Annotated in this window: 26 protein-coding genes, 4 tRNA genes and 2 pseudogenes; 17 read left to right on the top strand and 15 right to left on the bottom strand. The window is 69.2% G+C overall.

Translation table 11 applies throughout. The annotated features are described in order from the left end of the window. From AB0M99_RS26445 to AB0M99_RS26430, 4 genes are all read left to right on the top strand, one after another. Positions 1-827: ISAs1 family transposase (locus tag AB0M99_RS26445; RefSeq protein WP_365924529.1), on the top strand; the 827-nt coding region annotated here is incomplete at its 5' end. Positions 828-1006: 179 nt separating this feature from the next. Next, entirely contained in the window at positions 1007-1651 is a 645-nt protein-coding gene (locus AB0M99_RS26440; protein WP_365924527.1) for a phage major capsid protein, read from the top strand. Positions 1652-1666: 15 nt separating this feature from the next. Next, entirely contained in the window at positions 1667-1855 is a 189-nt protein-coding gene (locus AB0M99_RS26435; RefSeq protein WP_365924526.1) for a hypothetical protein, read from the top strand. Between the two features lie 398 nt (positions 1856-2253). Next, the gene (locus AB0M99_RS26430; protein WP_365924524.1) at positions 2254-2379 is read left to right on the top strand and encodes an HNH endonuclease signature motif containing protein; all 126 of its coding nucleotides are present in this window, start codon (positions 2254-2256) and stop codon (positions 2377-2379) included. A gap of 12 nt (positions 2380-2391) precedes the next feature. Here AB0M99_RS26430 and AB0M99_RS26425 read toward each other — a convergent pair whose 3' ends face one another. Together AB0M99_RS26425 and AB0M99_RS26420 are read right to left on the bottom strand one after the other, a co-directional pair. Continuing rightward, a complete protein-coding gene (locus AB0M99_RS26425) occupies positions 2392-2577 on the bottom strand; it encodes a hypothetical protein (protein ID WP_365924522.1) in 186 nt (61 codons plus the stop codon). Between the two features lie 116 nt (positions 2578-2693). Then, a pseudogene (locus AB0M99_RS26420) lies at positions 2694-2843 on the bottom strand (IS3 family transposase); the annotation flags it as partial. A 376-nt stretch (positions 2844-3219) separates the two neighbouring features. On the opposite strand from AB0M99_RS26420, the pseudogene AB0M99_RS26415 reads away from it, so the two are divergent. From AB0M99_RS26415 to AB0M99_RS26395, 5 genes and pseudogenes are all read left to right on the top strand, one after another. Further along, positions 3220-3493 (top strand): annotated as a pseudogene (locus tag AB0M99_RS26415) (hypothetical protein). Next, a complete protein-coding gene (locus tag AB0M99_RS26410) occupies positions 3474-3992 on the top strand; it encodes a DUF6879 family protein (protein WP_365924520.1) in 519 nt (172 codons plus the stop codon). The pseudogene AB0M99_RS26415 and the gene AB0M99_RS26410 overlap by 20 nt, the downstream one beginning before the upstream one ends. Before the next feature lie 12 nt (positions 3993-4004). After that, positions 4005-4853 (top strand): helix-turn-helix transcriptional regulator, encoded by an 849-nt coding sequence (locus AB0M99_RS26405; protein WP_365924518.1) that lies wholly within the window; start codon positions 4005-4007, stop codon positions 4851-4853. 98 nt (positions 4854-4951) lie between these two features. Next, positions 4952-5143, top strand: coding sequence for a hypothetical protein (locus AB0M99_RS26400; RefSeq protein WP_365924547.1), 192 nt, complete (start codon positions 4952-4954; stop codon positions 5141-5143). Positions 5144-5631: 488 nt separating this feature from the next. After that, positions 5632-5982, top strand: a complete 351-nt coding sequence (locus AB0M99_RS26395; RefSeq protein ID WP_365924516.1) for a metallopeptidase family protein — start codon at positions 5632-5634, stop codon at positions 5980-5982. A 15-nt stretch (positions 5983-5997) separates the two neighbouring features. On the opposite strand, the gene AB0M99_RS26390 is transcribed toward AB0M99_RS26395, so the two are convergent. Beyond that, entirely contained in the window at positions 5998-6351 is a 354-nt protein-coding gene (locus AB0M99_RS26390; RefSeq protein ID WP_365924514.1) for a metallopeptidase family protein, read from the bottom strand. Between the two features lie 103 nt (positions 6352-6454). Between AB0M99_RS26390 and AB0M99_RS26385 the strand changes: the two genes are divergently transcribed. The 3 genes from AB0M99_RS26385 to AB0M99_RS26375 all read left to right on the top strand — a co-directional run bounded on the left by AB0M99_RS26385 (position 6455) and on the right by AB0M99_RS26375 (position 6740). After that, positions 6455-6527, top strand: a tRNA-Glu gene (locus AB0M99_RS26385). Between the two features lie 40 nt (positions 6528-6567). Then, positions 6568-6641 (top strand) — tRNA-Asp (locus AB0M99_RS26380). 22 nt (positions 6642-6663) lie between these two features. Next, a tRNA-Phe gene (locus AB0M99_RS26375) sits at positions 6664-6740 on the top strand. Positions 6741-6777: 37 nt separating this feature from the next. Here the strand turns inward: AB0M99_RS26375 and AB0M99_RS26370 are convergent. Genes AB0M99_RS26370 through AB0M99_RS26360 form a run of 3 tightly spaced genes read right to left on the bottom strand, consistent with a single transcriptional unit; the run spans position 6778 to position 8780 of the window. Continuing rightward, positions 6778-7632: a cytochrome c biogenesis CcdA family protein gene (locus AB0M99_RS26370; RefSeq protein WP_365924513.1), complete on the bottom strand. Its 855-nt coding sequence runs from the start codon at positions 7630-7632 to the stop codon at positions 6778-6780. After that, on the bottom strand, positions 7629-8375 hold the full coding sequence (locus AB0M99_RS26365; RefSeq protein WP_365924511.1) for a DsbA family protein: 747 nt from the start codon (positions 8373-8375) through the stop codon (positions 7629-7631). The genes AB0M99_RS26370 and AB0M99_RS26365 overlap by 4 nt, the downstream gene beginning before the upstream one ends. A gap of 57 nt (positions 8376-8432) precedes the next feature. Then, positions 8433-8780 carry a hypothetical protein gene (locus AB0M99_RS26360; RefSeq protein WP_365924509.1) on the bottom strand — a complete coding sequence of 116 codons (348 nt, stop codon included), beginning with the start codon at positions 8778-8780 and terminating at the stop codon, positions 8433-8435. A 111-nt stretch (positions 8781-8891) separates the two neighbouring features. Between AB0M99_RS26360 and hrpA the strand changes: the two genes are divergently transcribed. Next, on the top strand, positions 8892-12815 hold the full coding sequence (hrpA, locus tag AB0M99_RS26355) for an ATP-dependent RNA helicase HrpA (RefSeq protein WP_365924507.1): 3924 nt from the start codon (positions 8892-8894) through the stop codon (positions 12813-12815). A 70-nt stretch (positions 12816-12885) separates the two neighbouring features. Beyond that, positions 12886-12959 (top strand) — tRNA-Asp (locus tag AB0M99_RS26350). A 525-nt stretch (positions 12960-13484) separates the two neighbouring features. Here the strand turns inward: AB0M99_RS26350 and bldC are convergent. Then, positions 13485-13691, bottom strand: coding sequence for a developmental transcriptional regulator BldC (gene bldC, locus AB0M99_RS26345; protein WP_003949541.1), 207 nt, complete (start codon positions 13689-13691; stop codon positions 13485-13487). A gap of 597 nt (positions 13692-14288) precedes the next feature. Further along, on the bottom strand, positions 14289-15143 hold the full coding sequence (locus tag AB0M99_RS26340) for a hypothetical protein (protein WP_365924505.1): 855 nt from the start codon (positions 15141-15143) through the stop codon (positions 14289-14291). 194 nt (positions 15144-15337) lie between these two features. On the opposite strand from AB0M99_RS26340, the gene AB0M99_RS26335 reads away from it, so the two are divergent. Next, a complete protein-coding gene (locus AB0M99_RS26335; RefSeq protein ID WP_365924503.1) occupies positions 15338-16432 on the top strand; it encodes a Glu/Leu/Phe/Val dehydrogenase dimerization domain-containing protein in 1095 nt (364 codons plus the stop codon). 289 nt (positions 16433-16721) lie between these two features. Continuing rightward, positions 16722-16985: a DUF3073 domain-containing protein gene (locus tag AB0M99_RS26330; RefSeq protein WP_365924501.1), complete on the top strand. Its 264-nt coding sequence runs from the start codon at positions 16722-16724 to the stop codon at positions 16983-16985. A gap of 106 nt (positions 16986-17091) precedes the next feature. Here AB0M99_RS26330 and purM read toward each other — a convergent pair whose 3' ends face one another. Beyond that, positions 17092-18162 (bottom strand): phosphoribosylformylglycinamidine cyclo-ligase, encoded by a 1071-nt coding sequence (gene purM / locus AB0M99_RS26325; RefSeq protein ID WP_365924499.1) that lies wholly within the window; start codon positions 18160-18162, stop codon positions 17092-17094. Positions 18163-18254: 92 nt separating this feature from the next. Next, the gene (gene purF, locus AB0M99_RS26320) at positions 18255-19772 is read right to left on the bottom strand and encodes an amidophosphoribosyltransferase (protein WP_365924497.1); all 1518 of its coding nucleotides are present in this window, start codon (positions 19770-19772) and stop codon (positions 18255-18257) included. Between the two features lie 114 nt (positions 19773-19886). Here purF and AB0M99_RS26315 point away from each other — a divergent pair, with 114 nt between their 5' ends. Beyond that, positions 19887-20015 carry a putative leader peptide gene (locus AB0M99_RS26315; protein WP_365924545.1) on the top strand — a complete coding sequence of 43 codons (129 nt, stop codon included), beginning with the start codon at positions 19887-19889 and terminating at the stop codon, positions 20013-20015. A gap of 319 nt (positions 20016-20334) precedes the next feature. On the opposite strand, the gene AB0M99_RS26310 is transcribed toward AB0M99_RS26315, so the two are convergent. From AB0M99_RS26310 to purQ, 5 genes are all read right to left on the bottom strand, one after another. Further along, positions 20335-21153, bottom strand: a complete 819-nt coding sequence (locus tag AB0M99_RS26310) for an META domain-containing protein (protein WP_365924495.1) — start codon at positions 21151-21153, stop codon at positions 20335-20337. A gap of 51 nt (positions 21154-21204) precedes the next feature. Further along, on the bottom strand, positions 21205-21996 hold the full coding sequence (locus tag AB0M99_RS26305; RefSeq protein WP_365924493.1) for a sterol carrier family protein: 792 nt from the start codon (positions 21994-21996) through the stop codon (positions 21205-21207). A gap of 69 nt (positions 21997-22065) precedes the next feature. Next, on the bottom strand, positions 22066-22632 hold the full coding sequence (locus AB0M99_RS26300; RefSeq protein WP_365924491.1) for a hypothetical protein: 567 nt from the start codon (positions 22630-22632) through the stop codon (positions 22066-22068). A gap of 94 nt (positions 22633-22726) precedes the next feature. After that, a complete protein-coding gene (purL, locus tag AB0M99_RS26295; protein ID WP_365924489.1) occupies positions 22727-24976 on the bottom strand; it encodes a phosphoribosylformylglycinamidine synthase subunit PurL in 2250 nt (749 codons plus the stop codon). Continuing rightward, entirely contained in the window at positions 24973-25653 is a 681-nt protein-coding gene (gene purQ, locus AB0M99_RS26290) for a phosphoribosylformylglycinamidine synthase subunit PurQ (protein WP_365924487.1), read from the bottom strand. Before purQ ends, purL begins: the two co-directional genes overlap by 4 nt.

The following is a 25653-nucleotide window of genomic DNA, read 5'->3' as shown; positions in this document are numbered from 1 at the left end:
GCGGCCTGGCAGACCTTCTCGGACACGACCCGGCCGGTGCCGACACTCTCGCGATCGACGGCAAGAGCGCCCGCGGCTCGCGCCACGGCGCCACCCCGGCCGCGCACCTGCTGGCCGCGATGACCGGCACCGGGATGACCGTCACCCAGCTCAGGGTCCCCGAGAAGACCAACGAGATCACCTGCTTCGCCGCCCTGTTGGACCCCTATGACCTGCAAGGAGTCACGGTGACCGGCGACGCACTGCACACCCAGCGCGACCACGCCCGCTTCCTCGTCGAGGCGAAGCAGGCGCACTACGCCTTCACGGTGAAGCGGAACCAGAAGAACCTCTACGAACAGATGCGAACCCTGCCCTGGGGCGAGGCGACAGCGAAGTTCTACGACCGAACCCAGGGGCACGGCCGCAAGGAGACCCGGGTCGTGCAGGTGCTGACCGTCACCGACCTCGGCGTCGACTTCCCGCACGCCGCTCAGGTCGCCAAGGTCGTACGCCACCGCACCGACACCAAGACCGGCAAGCAGAGCCGCGAGACCGTCTACGTCATCACCGACCTGACCAGCCGCCAGGCATCCCCCGAACGCATCGCGAAGATCTTGAGGGCGCACTGGGTGATCGAAAACAGGCTCCACTTCGTCCGGGACACCGCCTTCCGCGAGGACGCCTCCAAGATCCGCACCGGGCACAGCCCGGAGAACATGGCCACCCTCCGCAGCTTCGCCATCAACCAACTCCGCACCGCCGGCCACACCAACATCGCCGCCGCACTCCGCACGACAGCCCTCCGCCCCTACGAGCGGCCACTGACCATCCTCGGACTCAACTGACCTGCACCAACGCACGATCAACGAACTTTGCAATCGCCCTGACCTCCTGGCCCCTCAGTCCGTCGTGATGGCATCGGGCGTGAACCGGGTGCAGACAAACGCAGAGACCTACTCGTTTCCCGTGATTCGATCCGACTTCACTGCGGGGTTCGTGGGCGGGCTGGATGACCTCCCTACCGGTGGCTTCGGAGCAGCCGCTGAAGGTCACACCGAAGAAGATTGCCGCCGCTGACATGCTCGCCAATGAGCTCATGGACGATGGTGGTTCGGCGTTCCTGGACCCTGTTGCCAAGTCATTGATGCGGTCGCTCTCTCTGGGCTTCGACCGCGAGGCCCTGTTGGGCACGGGCGCCAACAAGGGCTTCGTGGGAATCGCGAACACGCCGGGAATCCAGACACACGCGGTCACGGGAGGGTTCAAGGACCTTGACGCCTTCGTTGCCGCGTTCGGGAAGCTCGAAGCGGTGAACTCGAAGGCAACGGCGGTCGTGATGCACCCGACCACCTGGGCCGACCTCATGGCACTGCGTGAAGCATCGGGTTCCCTGAAGCCCCTCCTGAGCGAGTCCGCTGGTTCACCCACGGCCGGTGTTCAGCGCTCGATTCTGGGCGTTCCGGTGTGGATCTCGTCCTTCATGCCGGTCACGACCGTTCTCGCCTATGAGGCGGACCAAATATTCGCCGTATGGCGCAAGGACGCGGGATTCCAGATCTCCGATCAGTTCGGCTTCCTCAAGGACGGCACTGCGGTGCGCGCCATCGCCCGTGCCGCCATCGCTGTCCCGAACGCCGCCGCCGTCTGCAAGATCACCATTTCCGCGTAAAGAGGAGCTGCCCGAATGCCTTATTTCAACACCACCAACCTGGCAGTGACCATCCGAATGATCGGCTACATGTCCTACAGCCCGACCTCTGACGGCATCCCGTCTCGTGTTCTGGAGAACGGCCAGACCTACGAGGTCCCCCAGAGCGAGGCTGAGTGGCTGGTCTCCGCTGAGCTTGCGGAACTGGTCGCACGTGATCGTTGAATTGACTACCGGCGTGCGCATCGACCGTGCGTCGGTAGGTGCTGGGATGCGCATTGCGTGCCCCTCCGACGTGGCCGGGCATCTGATCGAAAAGGGCTGGGCTCGGCAGGTGGCGACTGGCCACCGGAGCGACGGCCGGACACTGCTCGCGCTCAAGGCCCGCACTGTCCCCGGCACCAACGAGGACCTGAGCGAGTGGCCTTCATGGATGAGACCGGCATGGATCAGGCCGGACGGCCGGGTGTCCCACAGTGGGGATGACCGCCAGTGGGTTCCCGCCCACTGCCGCGCATGCCCGCGCTTCTCTTACGCGCTGAGAGACCGCCTGCCGACTGACGCTCAGCGTGAAGCCAAGTCGGATGCCTGGGTGATCCTCTGCCCACGGTGCCGCGACTGACGTGGACCACGTGGTTCCCCTGTCGCGCGGCGGTGAGGACGTGGACGGCAACGTTCAGGTGCTGTGCCGCCCGTGCCACAAGGCGAAGACCCGCGTGGACCTGGGCTACGCGGGTCTTCCCTTCTGAGTACGCGGGGCCTCAGACGCCGGCGGCACCCTGGATGGCGGCCTGGGTGGCGATGTTCGGGACAACGGTTCCCCAAAGGCCACCGATGGCACTCCCGGCGGTGTTCATGAGGTTGTCAAAATCTGAAGCGCTAGCTGTCGAAGCGGAGAACGCGACAATCGCGACTGCTCCGACGATGACGGCAGTGATGCGACGCATGAACGGCCTTTCCTCTCTTTGGCAGGTTGCCTAGCCATGGCTTCCCGCAAGTGAGCCTGTGCATGTGCTGTGTCGCTCGTGTGGGTGAGGTTCCCCCACTGTGCGGGAGTGGTTGACTAGCTGGTCAGGGCGGGTTGACGTGGTTTCAGATTCAGTTGTTCGGTGCCTGCCTGGTTGGCGTAGTGCTTCTCCTCGAACTCGATGGGGCTGAGGTAGCCGAGTCGTTCCTGGATGCGGCGGGGGTTGTAGAAGCCGTCGATGTAGTTGAAGAGCGCGAGGCATTTCCCTTCCGAAAGAGGGGAGGGGGAGAGCGGTCCGGAAGTTCCCGCGCGTGCCCGCCGGCGATCCCGGCCCCAGCTCGGAAAACGCGCCCTGGGTGCGGCTCCTTTTTTGGGCCCTGGGCGCTGTCTGACCTGGGCAAAGCCCGTTCCGCACCCCTGAGAAAGGCACCCTTAGTGGGCCGCTAAGCCCCGTGAAGCACCCCCGAAGCCCCCGATGGCTACCCGTACCGGGTGGCTGTCGGGGGCTTCGTCGTGCGGCTGGGAGGCTCAACCACCTTGTCCGCACGCCCTCTTGCGCCCGTCAGCCACAGGGGTGAGGCTCGTGCACGCTCATGCAACCGACTCGACAGCGGGAGCGATCGTGAACCTAAAGTTCCTCGGCATCATCCCCAACACGCCGACCGACGAGTCTCCGACGATCTGGCTCGACGAAGAGACCGGCGACCTCCTGATTCAGTCGTATCAAGGCGACTGAGGAAGAGGTGAAGGCATGCCAAGAGATCGGTTCGATCCCGGGCCACTCCACCGATGTGCCGGACCACGAAACGATCATCAGGCTCCCCGCGGTGATGCTGAAGTACATCCCGCGCCCGGACGGCATCGGAGAGGCAGGAAGTGCAGCCACCCGCGCGTAACGCACTGGCCCAGGCCCGGCACTCTGCCGTGCATCTTGAGTTGCGCGACAGCTACATGCGCGACGATCCCGAGTTCATCGCGTGGCAGCAGGGCGCGCGCCTTGAACCGTCCGACCGGTCTTCGTGGTGGGGCGGCTGGCACGACGCCGTGACGGCCGCGACGGCCCGCGGGGTCGTGGTCCGCCGGGCCCGCATCATCTCGGAACCCATCAGTGACTACATCCGGTACGAGTACGACTGCACGTTCACGAACATCGCTGCGGGTGAGTTGGTCCGGTGGCTTCCCCGGCGACAGACGACGGACCTGGCCTTGCCGGGTACGGACTTCTGGGTCTTCGATGGGGCGCAAGCCCTCTTCCACCACTTCACCGGGGACGGCCAGTTGGACGAGGACGGGCGGGAGTACACCGACGACCCCGAGAGGTTGAGCCTGTGCACCACAGCTTTTGAGGCTGTGTGGCAACGCGCTATTCCGCACGAGGAGTACAAGCCGCGCTGACCGGTCACCACTATGGCTGTCTCTCCCTCTTCGAGTGCCCAGCAAGCCCGGCAGGCTTTGGCGAACCGTCTCGCTGAGCTGTGCCGGGATGCCGGGCTGAGTGGACGCGATCTCGCCCGGCTGTGCGGGTGGCATCCGTCGAAGTCCTCCCGGATCATGAATGCCCGCACTCCCCCGTCCGCCGACGACATCCGAGCGTGGTGTCAGGCGTGCGGTGCCGAGGCGCAGACGAACGATCTGATCGCCTCTCTGCGGACCGTCGAGGACATGTGGATCGGCTGGCGGCGCATGGAGCGCGCCGGCCTCAAGCAGGCCCAGGAAGCCCGACTGCCGCTCTTCGAGCGAACCCGCCGGTTTCGCGCCTACTCCTCGTGGTTCATCCCGGGGCTGATCCAGACCTACGGCTACACCGAAGCCGTCTTGCGTGCCGTCCAACGGCGACGGGTCGAAGTGGACGACGTGGCGGATGCCGTCGCAGTCCGCATGGAGCGTCAGCGCGTGCTCTACGAGGGTGCTCGACGCTTCGCGTTCCTGGTTGAGGAATGGGTCTTGCGGAACGGGATCGGCGGTTCGGATGTGCAGGAGGAACAGCTCCGCCATCTCCTCACGGTGGGCTCACTGCCCACCGTCAGCCTGGGCGTGGTCCCCACACGAACCGAGCGTTCCCGGATGCCGGTGGAAGGGTTCTGGATCTCCGACACCGCACAGGTCAACATCGAGCTGGTCTCCGGCTACCTCACGCTGACCCAGCCGAGCGAGGTTGCCGCGTACGCGGACACATTCACCGAACTGGCCGACATGGCCGTCTACGGGGCGAAGGCCCGCGCGCTGATCACGAGGGCCATCCAGACTCTCAGGTGATGGCTGTGCAACCTCGTGCAATCCGCTGGGAGGCGCAGCTCCGGCGTTCCTAGCGTGGTCGCTACACGGACGACACGAGGAGCGGCCCCGTGAAGGCGATCACGTATGCGCAATCCCCGGTAGAGCTGCCGTTGCGAACTGATCCGGAGCGCGTACCGGTGGCCGGCTGCGGGGTCTGCGGCGCCCTTGCGGTACAGCGCCGGGAAGCCCGCCTCCGCGGCGACCACTCCACAGTCAGCGATTGCAACGTGGAGCTCCGGAACCATCCGCATCCCGAGGGAGCGGCATGAGCGTGAGAGCCGTGCTCCGGTACGTCAGCTACGTCATGCACCGCCACCCCTCAGCGGAAACGACGGCTACGGCGCGTTGCCTGAGCCCGGACTGTCAGTGGACTGCCGCGCCGACGGGGAACGCGGACGTGTGCACCGACATGTGCATCCAGCACACCGGCCGGACCGGCCACATGACCTTCCTCCGGGAGTTCTCGGAAGTCGCCGTGGTGGAGCGGGTCCGGTGAGCGGGCGGCCCCGGCTGACGGTCCGGGTAGTCAGCGGGGGCTCGGCTGGCCCGGTGCGGATCTTCCGATCAGGAGAGCCCGTTCAGCTTCTGTCCCGTGATCCCGTCGCTGTGGCTCGGTTCCGGCGAGAGGGCTACTGGCAGGGGTGGGGGGATGAGTTCCCGCCGTGCCGGTGTCCTCAGCACAGGTGAGCCCGCTCCAGCTCCCAGACGGGCGGGCACGGTAGCTCCGGAAGTGATGTCGCTCACGGAGAATGGCCCTGTGCTGGAGATGACGCGAGAAGCCTTCGAAGAGCTGGTGTCCGACGCCCTGGACACGATCCCGCCTGAGCTGACGCGGATCATGGACAACGTGGCGGTGTTCGTCGAGGACGAGCCCCCGGCGGACGACCCGGAGCTTCTGGGGCTCTACGAAGGGACTCCGCTCACTGAGCGGGGCGAGTGGTACGCCGGAGTCCTCCCGGACCGCATCTCGATCTACATGGGGCCGACGCTCCGGATGTGCGAGAGCCCGGAAGACGTTGTTCACGAGGTTGCCGTGACCGTGGTCCATGAGATCGCCCACCACTTCGGCATCGATGACGAGCGGCTTCACGAGCTGGGCTGGGGCTGATCCGGGGCGGCCCGCTCAGGCCGCGAGAGTCACCTGAACAGGGGAATCCTCACTCGAAGAGGTGTACGACGGGATATCGTGCACCACGGTGACCTCCGTTTCCGCCACCACGCTCTCCCGGTCCTCGCACATCCGCAACGTGGGGTTCCGGTAGATGGTGATGCGGTCGGGCAGCACCCCGGCGTACCACTCGCCGCGATCGGTGAGCGGGGTCCCTTCGTAGAGACCCAGCAGCTCGGGGTCGTCCGCGGGCGGTTCGTCCTCGACGAACACCGCCACGTTGTCCATCAGCCGCGTCAGCTCCGGCGGGATGCGGTCCAAGGCCTCTGCGACGAGCTCTTCGAACTCCTCGCGCGTCATCTCCAGCACCCGGCCATTGTCCCTCCGGGGGAAACCGTTTTGGCGATAGCTCCCCGGATCCCATATGCTTCTCACGTCCCCGACGCGCTGCGAAGTGCCCGGCGGGCCTTTAGCCCTCATCGTCTAGTGGCCCAGGACGCCGCCCTTTCAAGGCGGTAGCACGGGTTCGAATCCCGTTGGGGGTACGCATTACCGTGTGTAAGACTTAGGTCTCACACACAGCAAGGACCTGTGGAGCAGTTGGTTAGCTCGCCACCCTGTCAAGGTGGAGGTCGCGGGTTCAAGTCCCGTCAGGTTCGCTGAGGCTGGAAACAGTCTCGTGGCTGGGTAGCTCAGTTGGTACGAGCGATCGCCTGAAAAGCGATAGGTCGCCGGTTCGACCCCGGCCCCAGCCACCACAAGGAAGGCCCCGTCCATCGGACGGGGCCTTCCGCCTTACCCGGCCTCGGCCCCGGCCCCCTCCTCGGCGGCCCGGCGCGCCGTGCGGCGCCACTTCACCAGGCCCACGACCGCCGCCGCTACGGCGATCAGGCCGAGCAGCGCCCAGTCGGGGACCCCGCCGGTGAGCGAGCGGACCCGCTCCTCCACGGCGAACGAGTCGTCCACGTCCAGCAGCCCCGGCAGCGCGCTCGCCCCGTCGTAGACCAGGAACAGCGTCCCGAGCACGATGAAGAACAGCCCGGACAGCACCGAGGTGGTGTGCAGTTCGAAGCGGCCCACCGAGAAGGCCCGCCCGCGCAGCCAGCGCCGCCGGCCCAGGTCGAACCGCTCCCAGAGCAGCGCCAGCAGGAACAGCGGCACCGCCATGCCGAGGGCGTAGACCGCCAGCAGCAGGCCTCCGTAGACCGGGCTGCCGCTGACCGCGGCGACCGTCAGGACGCTGCCCAGGATGGGGCCGGCGCAGAAGCCGGCCAGGCCGTAGACCGCGCCGAGCGCGTACACCGACAGCGCGGTGGTCGGGCGGATGCGCCCCGACAGCTCCGCGATGCGCTTCGAGGCGAAGCCCAGGCCCAGGATCTGCGCGAGGCCGAGCGCGATGATCAGCCAGCCCCCGACGAGGACCAGTTCCTCGCGGTTGCTGTGGAAGAACCGGCCCGCGTACGAGCCCGCCGCGCCCAGCGGTACGAGGGTGCTCGCGAGGCCCGCGTAGAAGATCCCGGTGCGCGCGAGCAGCCTGGAGGCGGAGTCGATCGAGTACGCGAAGAAGGCCGGCAGCAGCAGCGCGCTGCACGGGCTGAGCAGCGCGAGGAGGCCGCCCAGCAGGGCGGCCAGGTATCCGATGTCGGTCACTTCGCGGCCTGGGCCCCGGCCTGGGCCTTCGCCTTGGCGATGGCGGAGGTGAAGGCTTCGAGCGGCTGGGCGCCCGCGATGGGCGTGCCGTTGACGAGGAAGGACGGGGTCGACTGGACGCCGATCCGGTAGCCCTCCTCCTGGTCCTTCTTCAGGGCCGCGGCGGCGCCCTCGCCGGCCGCGTCCTGCTTGAACCTCTCCAGGTCCGGGACCCCGGCCTGGCGGGCGAGCTCCACCAGGCGGTCCTGGCCGAAGCCCTTCTCCTTGGAGCCCTCGGCGTACGCGGCCGCGTGGAACTGCTGGAAGCGGTCCTGCTGCCCCGCCGCCCAGGCGGCCTTGGCGGCGGCCTCGGAGTCGGCTCCGAAGATCGGGAAGTTGCGCCACTCGATGCGCAGGGTGCCGTCCTCGACGTACTTCTTCACCAGTTCGGGTTCGGTGTCGCGGGCGAACTTGCCGCAGTAGCCGCACTTGAAGTCGCTGTACTCGATCAGCACGACGGGCGCGTCGGCGCGGCCGACGGCGAGCCTGTCGCCGGATTCGCGGCGGGCCAGCGCCTTGAGCGCGGCGGCGGGGTCGTTCTTGGGCGCGGCGGAGGCCGTGGCCCCGGACCGGCCGGAGTCCTTCTCGGCGGGGGCGGTGGCCTGCCAGGAGACGATGCCGAGGGTGACCGCGGCGACGGCGACGCCGGCGGCGATCAGCAGGGGCTTGCGGGAGGGGGTCTTGCGGGAGGAGGAAGAGGACATGCGGGTGCGTTCTCCAGTGCTGCGGAAGGGTGGGGCGGACCGGGGCGAGCGGTCCTCCTAGACGCGCATCACGGAGAGCTCCACCGGACCGGGCGCCGGCTGGTCGGGTCCGCGTACGAGGATCCGTACGGCCACCGCCCGCCCGTCGCGGGTCTGGTCCGCCGGGAGGCGCCCGGCCGGTGCGTGGGCGTGGTCGCCCGCGCGGGTCGGCACGGCGGGCGGGCGGCCGTGGTCCCCCGGGCCGGGGGCGCAGGACGGGCCGCCGTCGTGGTGCGCCACCGCGTAGGCCTTGGCGGCCGGCGACGAGGCCGGCGGCGGCTGGGCCGCCCCGGCGGGCACCGCGCACCCCAGCAGCAGCGCCAGTACGGCGCCGAGCAGGCACCAGACAGGGCTGCGGCGGGACAAGGTGGCCTGCCTCTCACTGGGACGACGGGTGGACTCGTCCCGAAATGGTACGGGTCCACCCCACAAATGCGTTCGCCACCCGGAGGGACCAGGTGAGATCCTCGACCAGGTATGTCTACTTCCTTCGCCGCCCTGCAGACGCTTCTCGGTGAGATCTCCCTCCGTGACGCGCACCGCCTCGGCCGCCGCCTCGAAGGCGCCCGCCGTATCCGAAAGCCCGAGGCCAAGCAGGCCGTGCTCGACGAGATCGCCGCGGAGGCCGCGAAGGCCGCCGAGCGACTGGCCGGCCGTGCCTCGCGGATGCCGGAGGTCACGTATCCCGAGAACCTGCCCGTCAGCCAGAAGAAGGACGAGATCGCCGAGGCGATACGCGACCACCAGGTCGTGATCGTCGCGGGCGAGACCGGCTCCGGCAAGACCACGCAGATCCCCAAGATCTGCATGGAGCTGGGCCGCGGGGTCCGGGGCATGATCGGGCACACCCAGCCCCGCCGGATCGCGGCCCGCACGGTCGCTGAGCGCATCGCGGAGGAGCTGAAGTCCGAGATCGGGCAGACGGTCGGCTGGAAGGTCCGGTTCACCGACCAGGTGGACCAGGACGCGACCTTCGTGAAGCTGATGACGGACGGCATCCTGCTGGCCGAGATCCAGACGGACCGCGAGCTGCGCGCGTACGACACGATCATCATCGACGAGGCGCACGAGCGGTCGCTGAACATCGACTTCCTGCTCGGCTACCTGGCCACGCTGCTGCCGAAGCGCCCCGACCTCAAGGTCGTGATCACTTCGGCGACCATCGACCCGGAGCGGTTCTCCCGGCACTTCGGGGACGCGCCGATCGTCGAGGTCAGCGGCCGTACGTATCCGGTCGAGGTCCGCTACCGCCCGCTCCTGGAGGAGGAGGGCGACGACAGCGACCGGGACCAGATCACCGCGATCTGCGAGGCCGTGGACGAGCTCCAGGCCGAAGGGCCGGGCGACGTCCTGGTCTTCCTGTCCGGTGAGCGCGAGATCCGCGACACCGCGGACGCCCTGAACAAGCGCAATCTGCGCTTCACCGAGGTGCTCCCCCTGTACGCGCGCCTCTCGCACGCCGAGCAGCACCGCGTCTTCCAGCAGCACACGGGGCGGCGGATCGTCCTCGCCACGAACGTCGCCGAGACCTCGCTGACCGTCCCGGGCATCAAGTACGTGATCGACCCGGGCACCGCCCGGATCTCCCGCTACAGCCACCGGACCAAGGTCCAGCGCCTCCCCATCGAGCGGATCTCGCAGGCCAGCGCCAACCAGCGCAAGGGCCGCTGCGGCCGCACCAGCGACGGCATCTGCATCCGGCTGTACTCCGAGGACGACTTCAACGCCCGTCCCGAGTTCACGGACGCGGAGATCCTGCGTACGAACCTCGCCTCCGTCATCCTCCAGATGACCGCGGCCGGCCTCGGCGAGATCGAGAAGTTCCCCTTCATCGACCCGCCGGACCACCGCAACATCCGCGACGGCGTGCAGCTCCTCCAGGAGCTCGGCGCGCTGGACCCGGCGGAGAAGGATCCCAAGAAGCGGCTCACGCCCATGGGCCGCCAGCTCTCCCAGCTCCCGGTGGACCCGCGCCTCGCCCGCATGGTCGTGGAGGCGGACAAGAACAACTGCGTGCGCGAGGTCATGGTCATCGCGGCGGCCCTGTCCATCCAGGACCCGCGCGAGCGGCCCTCGGACAAGCAGACCCAGGCCGACCAGAACCACGCCCGCTTCAAGGACGAGACCAGCGACTTCCTGGCCTTCCTGAACATGTGGCGCTACATCCGGGAGCAGCAGAAGGAGCGCGGCTCCTCGGCCTTCCGCCGGATGTGCAAGCAGGAGTACCTGAACTTCCTGCGGATCCGCGAGTGGCAGGACATCTACTCGCAGTTGCGCACAGTCGCCAAGACCATGGGCATCCACGTCAACGAGGCCGATGCCCCCGAGACGAGCGTCCACATCTCGCTGCTGGCCGGCCTGCTCTCGCACATCGGCCTGAAGGACACCGACAAGAACGAGTACCTGGGCGCGCGGTCCGCCAAGTTCGCGGTCTTCCCGGGCTCGGCGCTCTTCAAGAAGCAGCCGAAGTTCCTCATGTCGGCGGAGCTGGTGGAGACCTCGCGGCTGTGGGCGCGGGTGAACGCCAAGGTGGAGCCCGAGTGGGTCGAGCCGCTGGCCCAGCACCTGATCAAGCGCACGTACAGCGAGCCGCACTGGGAGAAGGACCAGGCGGCCGTCATGGCGTACGAGAAGGTCACGCTGTACGGCGTGCCGATCGTCGCCCAGCGGAAGATCAACTACGGCCGCATCGACCCCGAGGTCTCGCGCGAGCTGTTCATCCGCAACGCGCTGGTCGAGGGCGACTGGCGGACCCACCACAAGTTCTACGCCGACAACCGCAAGCTCCTGACCGAGGTCGAGGAGCTGGAGAACCGCGCCCGGCGCCGCGACATCGTGGTCGACGACGAGACGCTCTTCGACTTCTACGACCAGCGGATCCCCGAACACGTGGTCTCCGGGGCGCACTTCGACTCGTGGTGGAAGCACAAGAAGCGCGACGAGCCCGAACTGCTCGACTTCGAGCGCGAGATGCTGCTGACCGAGAAGGCGGCCGGTGTCACCAAGGCCGACTACCCGGACTCCTGGCGGCAGGGGCAGCTGAAGTTCCGGGTGACCTACCAGTTCGAGCCGGGCGCGGACGCGGACGGCGTGACCGTCCACATCCCGCTCCAGGTGCTGAACCAGGTCACCGACGAGGGCTTCGACTGGCAGATCCCGGGCCTGCGGGAGGAGGTCGTCACCGAGCTGATCCGCTCGCTGCCGAAGCCGATCCGCCGGCACTACGTGCCCGCGCCGAACTTCGCGACGCGCTTCCTGGCGACCGCCGTGCCCCTCCAGGAGCCCCTGCACGTGACGCTCGCGCGGGAACTCCAGCGGATGGTCGGGGTACCGGTCACGGCCGAGGACTTCGACCTCGGCCGCATCCCGGACCACCTGAAGATCACTTTCCGGATCGTCGACGAGCGCCGCAGGAACCTCGCCGAGGCCAAGGACCTGGAGGCCCTGCGGCTCCAGCTGAAGCCCAAGGCCCGCCAGGCCCTCTCCAAGGCCGCCGCGGCCACCGCCGAGCGGGCGGGCGGGGAGTCGGTGGAGCGCACCGGGCTGACCGACTGGACGATCGGGACCCTCAGCAAGGTCTTCGAGACCCGCCGGGCCGGCCAGCCGGTGAAGGCGTACCCGGCGCTGGTGGACGAGGGCACGAGCGTGTCCGTACGGCTCTTCGACACCGAGGCCGAGCAGCAGCAGGCGATGTGGCTGGGCACCCGGCGCCTCATCCTGCTGAACATCCCGGTGAACCCGGCGAAGTTCGCCTCGGACCACCTGACCAACCAGCAGAAGCTGGCCCTGTCCAGGAACCCGCACGGCTCGATCCAGGCGCTGTTCGACGACTGCGCGACCGCGGCGACCGACAAGCTGATCGCCGACCACGGCGGCCCCGCGTGGGACGAGGCGGGCTTCCGCAAGCTCTACGAGGCCGTACGCGCCGACCTGGTGGACACGACCGTACGCACGGTGGGCCAGGTGCAGCAGGTACTGGCCGCCTGGCAGGCCTGTGAGCGCCGCCTGAAGGCCACGAGCAGCCTGGCCCTGGTCGCCAACCTCCAGGACGTCAAGACGCAGCTGGCGGCCCTCGTGCCGGCCGGTTTCGTGACGCTGACCGGACTGCGCAGGCTGGCCGACCTGATGCGCTACCTGGTGGCGGCGGACCGGCGGCTCCAGCAGATGCCGACGGGCGTCCAGCGCGACACCACGCGCATGGAGAAGGTCCACGAGATGCGGGACGAGTACCTGTGGCTGCTGGAGCAGCTCCCGAAGGGGTGCCCGGTGCCGTCCGAGGTCACCGAGATCCGCTGGATGATCGAGGAACTGCGGGTCAGCTACTTCGCTCACGCGCTCGGGACGGCGTATCCGATCTCCGACAAGCGCATCGTGAAGGCGGTGGACGCGGCGGCCCCGTGATCGGGTTCGACCGCACCCCCTGAGCTGCTGTACAGTCTGATGCGTAGCCGGGAAGTCGGCAACACAGCAAGGACCTGTGGAGCAGTTGGTTAGCTCGCCACCCTGTCAAGGTGGAGGTCGCGGGTTCAAGTCCCGTCAGGTTCGCAGAAACGTCAGGGCCCGCATCTCGCAAGGGATGCGGGCCCTGACGCGTTTCCCCGGGACTTCCGCGGGTGGAGGGCGCAGCGCCCGGCCACCGCACGCGCGGGCCGTCCGAGGCGTCCGGCCGCAGCGGCCAACCCATCGGCTGATGCACGCCGTCTCCGAAAATCCCCCATCCGCATGATGCGGTCTACGACGCGTGTCCCCCTACGGGGTGGATTACGGGATGAACAAGAGTGATCACCTGTGACGGGAGTCACCACATGAGTTTTTGAGACGCACACATTTATCAAGCCCATACGCGGCCTCGATTTAATATGTGCAATGGCACCCACCCCGCAGGCCCCCGCGCGCAGGGCCGATTCCCCCTGACCTGGGCATAAAAAAGATCGCGCTGGACCCGGCGGAGTCCAGCGCGATCGACGACAGTCGGACCTGTTGGGGCAGGTCCGGTCGTATGAAGCTATGTGGGTTTCATCGGATTGGGGGACCCGATATAGACCCGGTATTAAGCGGTGCTGCGGGACCTCAGGCCTCGCTGCGCTGCTGCGGAATTCCCGCAAGCAGTGCGCGGACCTCAGCCTCGCGGTAACGGCGGTGTCCACCCAGGGTGCGGATGGACGTGAGCTTGCCAGCCTTTGCCCAGCGAGTGACCGTCTTCGGGTCCACGCGGAACATCGTGGCAACCTCAGCCGGGGTCAGCAGCGGCTCGGCATCAGGGGTGCGAGCGGTCATGAGCGGCCTCCTCGGGAGAACCGAACCATCTCGGTTCTTTCCTCTAAATTCTGCACCTTGGCCCGCGTTGCCCGAAATGGACATACGCGGGCCGAGTCGGTTATAGGACGAACGGCTTGTCCTCGGCACTACAACTACACCATCCGTCCAGCCTCGACGGCCAAACCGACGGAATTGCCCTCCGAGGTGTTCATCAGCGGCGGAAGCCGATGGACCGCCCCATAACGGACAGTCACCCCACTGTGACGATCAGTCACAGAGCCATCAGGAGTCGTCAGACCCCCCGTAGCGTGCAATGCCGAGCATTCCGCCCTTAGTTGGGCGGAAGGAACCCTCCCCGGACTCCTTGTCCTATTTTGGCACGAGGGTAGGGGAAGGGCGCAAGGGTGTAGATAGTGCGGTCCGTCACGCTTGGGCCAATGGCCCGTATCGGGACGTAGGTCCTGGAACTAAGTCCTGAATGAGATGATCAAGCACCCGATGGGTGACTTGCACCCACATCCTCGCGCATCGGCCGATCGGCCGATGCGCGAGGGCGGCTCCGGTCCGATCATCCGGCCGACCGATCCCCCGGTCGGGTGTCGGCCGGACGGGTTCCTAGTTGGCGAAGAGCCTCTCCCGGACCGCCCTCCAGCGCTCCGCCAGCTCTCCGTACGCCCCGGCCGCCCCCGAAGCGTCCCCGGCCCGCAGCGCGGCCAGCCCGGCCGCCAGGTCCCGCGCCGAGCGGTCGGCCGCCAGCCGGTCCGCCGGCAGCGCGTGCACCAGCCCGCCGTAGTCCAGCTCGACCATCGAGCGCGGGTGGAACTCCTCCAGCCAGCTCCCGACCTCCACCAGGCCCTCCGCGAGCATCCCGTACCCCTCCGCCTCCCGCAGGGCCCGCAGCGCCCGCGCGAGGCGCCGCCGGGCCTGCACCATCGGCGTCCGGTAGCGCAGCAGCTCGCCCGGCGCGTACTCCCGCTCCTCGTCGGCCACCAGCACGAACCAGCGCAGCGGGACCTGCCACACCCCCGTACGGATCCACGGGCGCGCGTCCGGGTTCCGCTCGCGCCAGCGCTCGTACTCCTCGGCCGCCCGGCGGCGCAGTACGGGCGGCAGGGCCGCGTCCAGCACCGGGGGCGGGAACTGCTCCGCGAGCTCCTGGAGCGCCAGCCAGCCGCGCAGCCGGGTGCGCCACGGGCAGACCAGCAGCACCCCGTCCAGCTCGGCCGTGAAGGCGTCCGCGCTCTCGTGGGCCGGCACCCCCACTACGGGCACCCGTACCAAGTCGGACAGGGACCGACGCAGTTCGTCCTGTGCGGTCGGGGTGACCCCGCGGCGGGCGTAGTCGGCCCAGTGCGTGCGTTCCGGCTCCCGGAAGGCCGCCAGGGGCTCGTAGACGCGCAGGTACGAGGCGTACGGGACGGCGGGCGCGGAACGCGCGGAGGGCAGCCTGGGATCGGGGGATTCGCTCACGCCCTCGTACTCCCCGCTTTGGGGGTCCGGTTCACCTCCGGGCGCCGGAGAGCCTCCCGTACTCCGGGAGTGTTCCGATCCCCGGACAGGGCGGTCACGCGCGCCCCACAGGTCTTACGCTGCTCCCAGCACGCCCTCCCCCACCCGCAGGGCGGGCGTCATTCCGCCGCATCTCTTCCATGGGAGTCACCACCGTGACCGAAATGACCGACGGCGTCCTGCACACCCTGTTCCGCACGGAACAGGGCGGCCACGAGCAAGTCGTGCTGTGCCAGGACCGAGCCACAGGCCTGAAGGCCGTCATCGCGATCCACTCCACCGCCCTGGGCCCCGCCCTCGGCGGTACGCGCTTCCACGCGTACGCCTCCGACGAGGAGGCCGTCCTCGACGCGCTCAACCTCTCGCGCGGCATGTCGTACAAGAACGCTCTCGCCGGGCTCGACCTCGGCGGCGGCAAGGCCGTGATCATCGGCGACCCGGACATCCTCAAGAGCGAGGAACTCCTGCTGGCCTACGGCCGGTTCGTGGAGTCCCTCGGCGGCCGCTACGTGACCGCCTGCGACGTCGGCACCTACGTGGCGGACATGGACGTCGTGGCCCGCGAGACCCGCTGGGCGACCGGCCGCTCCCCCGAGAACGGCGGCGCCGGCGACTCCTCGGTGCTCACCGCCTTCGGCGTCTTCCAGGGCATGCGCGCCAGCGCCCAGCACCTGTGGGGCGACCCGACCCTGCGCGGCCGCAAGGTCGCGGTGGCGGGCGTCGGCAAGGTCGGCCACTACCTGGTCGAGCACCTGCTGGAGGACGGCGCCGAGGTCGTGATCACGGACGTACGGGAAGAGTCCGTGCGCCGGATCCTCGACAAGCACCCGGGCAAGGTCACCGCGGTGGCCGACACCGACGCGCTGATCCGCGTGGAGGGCCTGGACATCTACGCCCCCTGCGCACTCGGCGGCGCCCTGAACGACGCCACCGTGCCGGCCCTGACCGCCAAGATCGTCTGCGGTGCGGCCAACAACCAGCTCGCGCACCCGGGCATCGAGAAGGACCTCCAGGACCGCGGGATCCTCTACGCCCCGGACTACGTGGTCAACGCGGGCGGCGTGATCCAGGTCGCCGACGAGCTCGTCGGTTTCGACTTCGACCGCTGCAAGGCCAAGGCGACGAAGATCTTCGACACCACCCTGGAGATCTTTGCTCGCGCGAAGACGGACGGCATCCCGCCGGCCGCCGCGGCCGACCGGATCGCCGAGCAGCGGATGGCGGACGCCCGCGCCGCGCGCGCGGTCTAGGCAACTCCCGGGGCTCCCGGGTGCGCCCGCCGGGGTGCGGCGAGACGGAACTCACTGCACTTCGGCGGGTCGCGGGCCAGGAAAGCGTTAAAATCGCGGTGACCAGCAAGGACGGGGCGCCTCGCTGGTACTGCACCGGGGCGCGTCATGCGGGCGGCGTACCGTATGGCCGCGGAAGCAGGTACCGTTAAACCCCTACGGACGGTCTCTCCACGGAGAGCCCGCTCCGAACCATGAACGCGTGTCAGACTCTGGGGCCGTCGAGCCCCGTCACCGAGGGGGTCGAGCCATGGGGCGCGGCCGGGCAAAGGCCAAGCAGACGAAGGTCGCCCGCCAGCTGAAGTACAGCAGCGGCGGGACTGACTTGTCGCGTCTGGCCAACGAGCTGGGCGCATCGACCACGGAACCGCTGCCTGTCAGCGAGCCGGTCGAAGTCGATGACGAGCTGGATGACGACGATGACCCGTACGCTCGGTACGCGGAGCTGTACAACAGCGATGACGACGACGAGGACGAAGAGTCAGGTCCGTCGGCACACCGTCGTGGCGCTTGACGCGCTGAGCTGATCACCAGCACGGAATCAAGGCTTCACAGCTTCACAGGGTCAAAACATTGAAACCCGGTCCAGGGCATCGCCCCGGACCGGGTTTCCGTGCTGCTCAGCTCGCGTAGGAACCGGTCATGGTCGCGCCCTCGGCGTGGTCGCCGCGGTCCAGGATCTCGCCGGCGACCCAGGCGTCCACTCCCCGGTCGGCCAGTGCGGTCAGGGCCACGTCCACGGACTCCTGCGGGACCACGGCCATCATGCCGACGCCCATGTTCAGGGTCTTCTCCAGCTCCAGCTGCTCCACCCGGCCGGCCTTGCCGACCAGGTCGAACACCGCGCCGGGGGTCCAGGTCGAGCGGTCGACCGTGGCGTGCAGGTGGTCCGGGATCACCCGGGCGAGGTTGGCCGCGAGGCCGCCGCCCGTGATGTGCGAGTACGCGTGGACCTCGGCCGTACGGGTGAGGGCCATGCAGTCCAGCGAGTAGATCTTGGTGGGCTCCAGGAGCTCCTCGCCGAGGGTCCGGCCGAGCTCCTCGACGTGGGCCTCCAGGGACATCCCGGCCCGGTCGAAGAGGACGTGGCGGACCAGCGAGTACCCGTTCGAGTGAAGGCCGGAGGACGCCATGGCGATGACGGCGTCGCCCGTACGGATACGATCCGCGCCCAGCAGCCGGTCGTACTCGACGACGCCCGTGCCCGCGCCCGCCACGTCGAAGTCGTCCGGGCCCAGCAGGCCCGGGTGCTCGGCGGTCTCGCCGCCCACCAGCGCGCAGCCGGCGAGGACGCAGCCCTCGGCGATGCCCTTGACGATCGCCGCGACACGCTCGGGGTGGACCTTGCCGACGCAGATGTAGTCGGTCATGAAGAGCGGCTCGGCACCGCAGACGACGATGTCGTCCATGACCATCGCGACCAGGTCGTGGCCGATGGTGTCGTACACGCCCAGCTGGCGGGCGATGTCCACCTTGGTGCCGACCCCGTCGGTCGCGGAGGCGAGCAGGGGACGCTCGTAGCGCTTGAGGGCGGAGGCGTCGAAGAGGCCGGCGAAGCCGCCGAGGCCGCCGAGGACCTCGGGGCGCTGCGTCTTCTTCACCCACTCCTTCATCAACTCGACGGCGCGGTCTCCCGCTTCGATGTCGACGCCGGCGGCTGCGTAGCTGGCACCGGTGGTCTTCTCTGTCATGACAGGAGAGAGCTTTCGTGTCGTTTGCTGCGTGGGGTGCCGGGCCCCGGGAGAAGCTTGAAAGACAGGGCCCGGCGCAGGTTGAACCGGAGCTACGGACGACGGAGCGCGTCGGCGGCGTCCGTGCCGCCGGCCAGCTCGGTCTCCAGGAGCTGCTTGCCCAGGAGCTGCGGGTCGGGCAGCTCCATCGGGTACTCGCCGTCGAAGCAGGCACGGCAGAGGTTGGGCTTCTGGATGGTCGTCGCCTCGATCATCGCGTCGAGCGAGATGTAGGAGAGCGAGTCCGCGCCGAGGGACGTGGCGATCTCGTCGACCGTCATGCCGTTGGCGATCAGCTCGGCCCGGGTGGCGAAGTCGATGCCGAAGAAGCACGGCCACTTCACAGGCGGCGAGGAGATCCGGATGTGGACCTCCGCCGCGCCGGCCTCGCGGAGCATCTTCACGAGGGCGCGCTGGGTGTTGCCGCGGACGATCGAGTCGTCGACGACCACCAGGCGCTTGCCCCGGATGACTTCCTTGAGGGGGTTGAGCTTCAGCCGGATGCCGAGCTGGCGGATCGTCTGCGAGGGCTGGATGAAGGTCCGGCCGACGTAGGCGTTCTTGACCAGGCCGGAGCCGTACGGGATCCCGCTCGCCTCGGCGTATCCGACCGCGGCGGGCGTGCCGGACTCCGGCGTCGCTATCACCAGGTCGGCGTCGACCGGGGCTTCCTTGGCCAGGCGGCGGCCCATCTCGACACGCGAGAGGTAGACGTTCCGGCCGGCGATGTCGGTGTCCGGGCGCGCCAGGTAGACGTACTCGAAGACACAGCCCTTGGGCTTCGCTTCCGCGAATCGAGAGGTCCGCAGACCGTTCTCGTCGATCGCGATGAGCTCGCCCGGCTCGACCTCGCGGACGAAGCTCGCACCGCAGATGTCGAGGGCGGCGGTCTCACTCGCGACCACCCAGCCGCGCTCCAGGCGGCCGAGGACCAGCGGGCGGATGCCCTGCGGGTCACGGGCGGTGTAGAGGGTCCCCTCGTCCATGAAGACGAGCGAGAACGCGCCCTTGACCTGCGGGAGGACCTTGGTGGCCGACTCCTCGATGGTCAGGGGCCTGCCGTCGTCGTCGACCTGGCCGGCCAGCAGGGCCGTCACGAGATCGGTGTCATTGGTCGCGGCCACCTGGGTGGCGCGGCCGTCCTGACGCGGGAGGTCGGCGACCATCTCGGCAAGCTCGGCGGTGTTCACCAGGTTGCCGTTGTGACCCAGGGCAATGGAGCCGTGGGCGGTCGCACGGAAGGTCGGCTGAGCGTTCTCCCAGACGGAGGCTCCGGTGGTCGAGTAGCGGGCGTGACCGACCGCGATATGACCCTGGAGCGAGCCGAGAGAGGTTTCGTCGAAGACTTGGGAAACGAGGCCCATGTCCTTGAAGACGAGGATCTGGGAACCGTTGCTCACAGCGATTCCCGCGGACTCTTGTCCACGGTGCTGCAGCGCATACAGTCCGAAGTAGGTGAGCTTGGCGACCTCTTCACCCGGAGCCCAGACACCGAAGACGCCGCAAGCGTCCTGGGGGCCTTTCTCACCGGGGAGCAGGTCGTGGTTGAGTCGTCCATCACCACGAGGCACACCACCGAGTGTAGGCGAGATCGACCACTGGTCCGAATTGGGGACGCCCGGGAAATCTCACAGCACAGAGGGTGACCGGACGGCCTCGTCTCGGTATTCGGGGCCCTTGTTGACATCTACGAACACATTCGTACAGGCTCTCGGCCCACGCAGCCTCTCGGTGACCATTCCGTCACCCTCGTCGAGCGCTGCCACGTAGACCTGGTCCGTGTCGCGAGCGCCACCTGTCGCTGTTCTGCGTAACCGCAACTCTCCTTCCCCTTTTCTCTTTTCCGCTCCGCCCAGCCCTGCCCCGCCGTGCCGCGCGCCGTCCCGCGCCCCGCCCGGGGCGAGGGGCCGAGCCGCGCTGCGGAGTACCTGTGTCTTCGTACAACAGCAAGCTGTCCCGTCGCGCCTTCGGCGGTGCCGTGCCAGTGGGTGCCGCGGCCGCCGCCGTGGGGCTGGGAGCAGCCCCGGCGGGGGCTTTCGAGGCCCATCGGGCGGGGCCCGAGGAGCGGGCGCTGCGCCGCGGGGACTGGAAGTACTACCGCGGCAAGGCGGGCCGGGACCAGGTGGAGCGCGCTCACTCCGCGGCCGAGGCTGCCTCGGCCACGATGCCCTTGGCGTCGGGGCCGGGGCCGGTGAGGGTGAGGGTGCCGCCCTGGATCTTCCAGGTGAGCGGGTTGCTGCCGAAGAGCTCGGTCAGGGCCCGCTCGACCTCGCCCTGTGCTCCCTCGCAGGCCATCCGGGTCGTGACCAGCGGCCCGAAGGTGAGCCGCGTGCCGTCGACGGTGGCCTTGGCGGAGAACCGGTTGCAGCCGAGGCTGCCGCTCGCGGACCCGTCGGCGGCGATCGTGAACCGCGCCCTGCCCTGCGCGTCGACCGGTAGCGAGGCCGCGGTGCCCCCGCTGACCAGGGAGTTCACGATCCACGTGGTGGCGGTGAGCGGGGCGTCCGGGGTACGGGGCTCCGTCGTCATGGTGATGCTGTCCCCCTCGGCGGTGCTGAGCGTGACCCGGCCGGGCTGCGCCTCGATGGTCAGCCGGCCCTGGAACAGCCCGGCGAAGGCCGTCTCGAACGCCATGTCCTCGCAGGCCATCGCGGTGGTCGAGCCCGGCTTCACCGTCATCGCGGAGTCGCTCTCGAAGGTCACCCCGGCGGTGAAGCCGTTGCAGCCGTAGTTGCCCGTGGCCTCGTAGGGCTGCCGGTCCCCGATGGCCAGCTGCGCCGCGGCGGGCGCGCGCAGGGTCCGCCCGTCCACGGTCAGGCTCTGCACCGACCAGGAGTGCCCGGCCGGGGTGGGCGGCACGGACGTGCCGCTCGGGGAGTGCCCGGAGCAGGCGGTGACCGTGGTCGCGGCGGCGAGTGCGAGGGCGGCGAGGACGTGCCGGTGCGTACGCATGCCCCTGGGACGGATCCGCGCCGCAGCCGGTTCCGCCCGGCTCAGCCCGGCTCAGCTCATCAGCGGGAGCAGCGCCGACAGGTCGGCCCGCTCGCCGCTCGCCGTGACCCGGGCCGCGTCCACCGCCTCGGCCCAGCCGGTACGCCCCGTGGCGAGCCGGATCCAGGTCAGCGGGTCGGTCTCCACCACGTTCGGCGGGGTGCCGCGGGTGTGCCGGGGCCCCTCGATGCACTGGACCACCGCGAAGGGCGGGACCCGTACCTCCACCGAGCCGCCCGGCGCCTTGACCGCGAGGGCGTCGGCGAGGAGGCGGGTGCAGGCGGCCAGGGCCTGCCGCTCGATCGGGATGTCCAGCGCGGCGGCGCGGTTCAGGTCGTCGGTGTGGACCACGAGCTCGACGGTCCGGGTGACGAGGAAGTCGGCCAGGGTCATGTCGCCGATCCACAGGTCCAGCACGCGGCTGCCCGGGTTCGCCGCCAGCTCCTCGGCCATCCGGGCTCCGGCCCGCTCGTACAGCTCGGGCAGCGGGGCCCCGCTCAGGGTCTCCCTGGCCGCCTCGGAGATCTTCCCGGCGAGGGAGGCGGTGGCGAAGGGCCACTCGACGGCGGGCAGTTCGGCGACGGCGGCGGGCGGCCGGGCGAGCCCGGCGGCCATCGAGTCGGCGATCCAGGCGATGTGCGCGGCGAGGTCGGCCACGCTCCACTCCCCGAGCCCACTGGGCAGTGCGAGCTGCTCGGGGCTCAACTCCCGTACTGCTTCGGCGACATGCGCGAACTGTGCGGTGACGGCCGTACGGATCTTCGCGGGGTCGTACGTACGCGGCTTCTTCCTGGCGGGCGGCATGGGGCCGACCCTACGCCGCCGGGCGCGGCGCGGCCGAACACCGGCGGCCGGAATCCCAACTGCCGGACCTCAGCGGCCGAGCGCCTGCGGCACCTCTGGCACGACGGTCTCGCAACGCTGCCGGGCGGCCGATCGCAGGGCGGCCTCCCGGGCCAGCGCGGCCAGTTCCCGGGGGTCGAGGGCGTCCACGCGCTCAAGCTCGGAAGCGGCCGTGACCCGGACGGAGGTCACCCCGGTGCCCTCGACCGGAGTGGCGCACTTCGCCGTCACCGCCACATTGCGGCCGCCGGCGTGGTCGAACCCGCTCTCGCCCGGGTCGGCGCCGTGGGAGCTGACCACGGTGAGCGAGAAGAACTCCTGCATGTCCTCCTGCCCCTCGAACGTGCTCGCGCGGCGCAGCACGCACAGGTGCTCGCCCCGCTCGCCCGCGTCAACCTTGTCCGCGTGGCCCGCGAGCCGCATCACCCGATCCGGGTCCACCAGGCCCTGGCAGGCTTCGTTGATCTGCGCCCGGCTGTCCGCGCGCTCCATGCGGGTCTGGTTCCAGTCGTACAGGAACCAGCCGCCCACGCCCACGGCGGCCACGATCGCCAGCACCCCGACCGGACCGATTCTTCGGCCCCTGTTCTCGGACATGTGTCCCCCCGTCGTCAGTGCGGGCATCATGCCGGAAACCACGAGCCCCCGCCCGGAGAACTCCGAACGGGGGCTCGTACGAGAAGAGCGGTGATCAGGCGAGGAGCGCCGGGATCGTCCCCTCGTGGGCGGTGCGGAGCTCGGCCAGGGGGAGGGTGAACTCGCCCTGGATCTCGATCTCCTCGCCGTCCACCACGCCGATGCGCGCGGCCGGGAGGCCCCGGGCGCCGCACATGTCGGTGAAGCGGAGTTCCTCGCTGCGGGGGACGGACACGATGGCCCGGCCGGCCGACTCGGAGAACAGGAAGGTGAAGGCGTCCAGGCCCTCGGGCACCACGATCCGCGCACCGTTGCCGCCGCGCAGGCAGGACTCGGTGAGCGCCTGGATCACGCCGCCGTCGGACAGGTCGTGCGCGGCGTCGATCATGCCGTCGCGCGAGGCCGAGATCAGGATCTCGCCGAGCAGCTTCTCGCGGCCCAGGTCCACCTTCGGCGGCATGCCGCCCAGGTGGTTGTGGACGACCTCGGACCAGGCGGAACCGCCGAACTCCTCGGCCGTGTCGCCGAGCAGGTACAGCAGCTGGCCGGCCTCCGCGAACGCCATCGGCGTACGGCGGTTGACGTCGTCGATCACGCCGAGGACCGCCACGACCGGGGTCGGGTGGATCGCGGTCTCGCCGGTCTGGTTGTAGAGCGAGACGTTGCCGCCGGTCACCGGGGTGCCCAGCTCCAGGCAGCCGTCCGCGAGACCGCGGCAGGCTTCGGCGAACTGCCACATGACGTCCGGGTCCTCGGGGGAGCCGAAGTTCAGGCAGTCGGAGATCGCGAGGGGCTTGGCGCCGGTCGCGGCGACGTTGCGGTAGGACTCGGCCAGGGCCAGCTGCGCGCCCGTGTACGGGTCGAGCTTCGCGAAGCGGCCGTTGCCGTCCGTGGCCATGGCGACGCCGAGGTTGGACTCCTCGTCGATGCGGACCATGCCCGCGTCCTCGGGCTGCGACAGGACGGTGTTGCCCTGCACGAAGCGGTCGTACTGGTCGGTGATCCAGGACTTCGACGCCTGGTTCGGGGAGGAGACCAGGGCCAGGACCTGCGCGCGGAGCTCCTCGGAGGTCTGCGGGCGGGGCAGCTTGCCGGCGTCGTCCGCCTGGAGCGCGTCCTGCCAGGAGGGGCGGGCGTACGGACGGTTGTAGACCGGGCCCTCGTGGGCGACGGTGCCCGGGGGCACGTCCACGATCTGCTCGCCGTGCCAGAAGATCTCCAGGCGCTCGCCGTCGGTCACCTCACCGATGACGGTGGCGATGACGTCCCACTTCTCGCAGATCTCCATGAAGCGGTCGACGTACTGCGGCTCGACGATCGCGCACATGCGCTCCTGCGACTCGCTCATGAGGATTTCCTCGGGCGAGAGCGTCGCGTCGCGCAGCGGGACGGTGTCGAGCTCGACGCGCATGCCGCCGGAGCCGGCGGAGGCGAGCTCGGAGGTCGCGCAGGAGAGCCCGGCGCCGCCGAGGTCCTGGATGCCCGCGACCAGCTTCTCCTTGAAGATCTCCAGGGTGCACTCGATGAGGAGCTTCTCCTGGAAGGGGTCGCCGACCTGGACGGCGGGGCGCTTGGTGGGCTTGGTGTCGTCGAAGGTCTCGGACGCGAGGACCGAGACGCCGCCGATGCCGTCGCCGCCGGTGCGGGCGCCGTAGAGGATGACCTTGTTGCCGGGGCCGGAGGCCTTGGCGAGGTGGATGTCCTCGTGCTTCATGACGCCGATGCAGCCGGCGTTGACCAGCGGGTTGCCCTGGTAGCAGGCGTCGAAGACGACCTCGCCGCCGATGTTGGGCAGGCCCAGGCAGTTGCCGTAGCCGCCGATGCCCGCGACCACGCCCGGCAGGACGCGCTTGGTGTCGGGGTGGTCGGCCGCGCCGAAGCGCAGCGGGTCCACGACGGCGACCGGGCGGGCGCCCATGGCCAGGATGTCGCGGACGATGCCGCCGATGCCGGTGGCCGCGCCCTGGTAGGGCTCGATGTACGAGGGGTGGTTGTGCGACTCGACCTTGAAGGTGACCGCGTAGCCCTGGCCGACATCGACGACGCCGGCGTTCTCGCCGATGCCGACGAGCATGGCGTCGTTCTTGGGGGCCTTCTTGCCGAACTGGGCGAGGTGGACCTTGCTGCTCTTGTACGAGCAGTGCTCGGACCACATGACCGAGTACATGGCGAGCTCGGCGCCGGTGGGACGACGGCCGAGGATCTCGCGGATCCGGGCGTACTCGTCCTCCTTGAGGCCGAGTTCCTTCCAGGGCTGGGAGGCGTCCGGGGTCTCGGTGGCGTTCTTGACGGTGTCGAGGCTCATGCGCTGACCAGCTTCTTCAGGACCGAGGTGAAGAACGGCAGACCGTCGGTGCGGCCCGTCCCGATCAGGGGCTCGACCGCGTGCTCGGGGTGCGGCATGAGGCCGACGACGTTGCCCGCGGCGTTGGTGATGCCGGCGATGTCGCGCAGCGAACCGTTCGGGTTGACGTCTAGGTACCGGAAGGCCACTCGGCCGTCGGCCTCCAGTTCGTCGAGCGTGCGCTCGTCGGCGACGTACCGGCCGTCCATGTTCTTGAGCGGTACGGAGATCTCCTGGCCGGCGGTGTAGTCGCCGGTCCACGCGGTCTCCGCGTTCTCCACCCGCAGCTTCTGGTCGCGGCAGATGAAGTGCAGGTGGTTGTTGCGGAGCATCGCCCCCGGCAGCAGGTGGGCCTCGGTGAGGACCTGGAAGCCGTTGCAGATGCCGAGGACGGGCATGCCGCCCTTGGCCTGCTCGATGATGGTCTCCATCACCGGCGAGAACCGGGAGATGGCTCCGGCGCGCAGATAGTCCCCGTAGGAGAACCCGCCCGCGAGGACGACCGCGTCGACCTGGTGCAGGTCCTTGTCGCGGTGCCAGAGCGAGACCGGCTCGGCCCCCGCGAGGCGGACGGCGCGCAGCGAGTCACGGTCGTCGAGCGTTCCGGGGAACGTGACGACTCCGATGCGTGTGGTCAC

The organism is Streptomyces sp. NPDC051183, from assembly GCF_040682455.1.
Lineage (GTDB): Bacteria > Actinomycetota > Actinomycetes > Streptomycetales > Streptomycetaceae > Streptomyces.
This window is presented reverse-complemented; position numbering and strand designations above follow the sequence as displayed.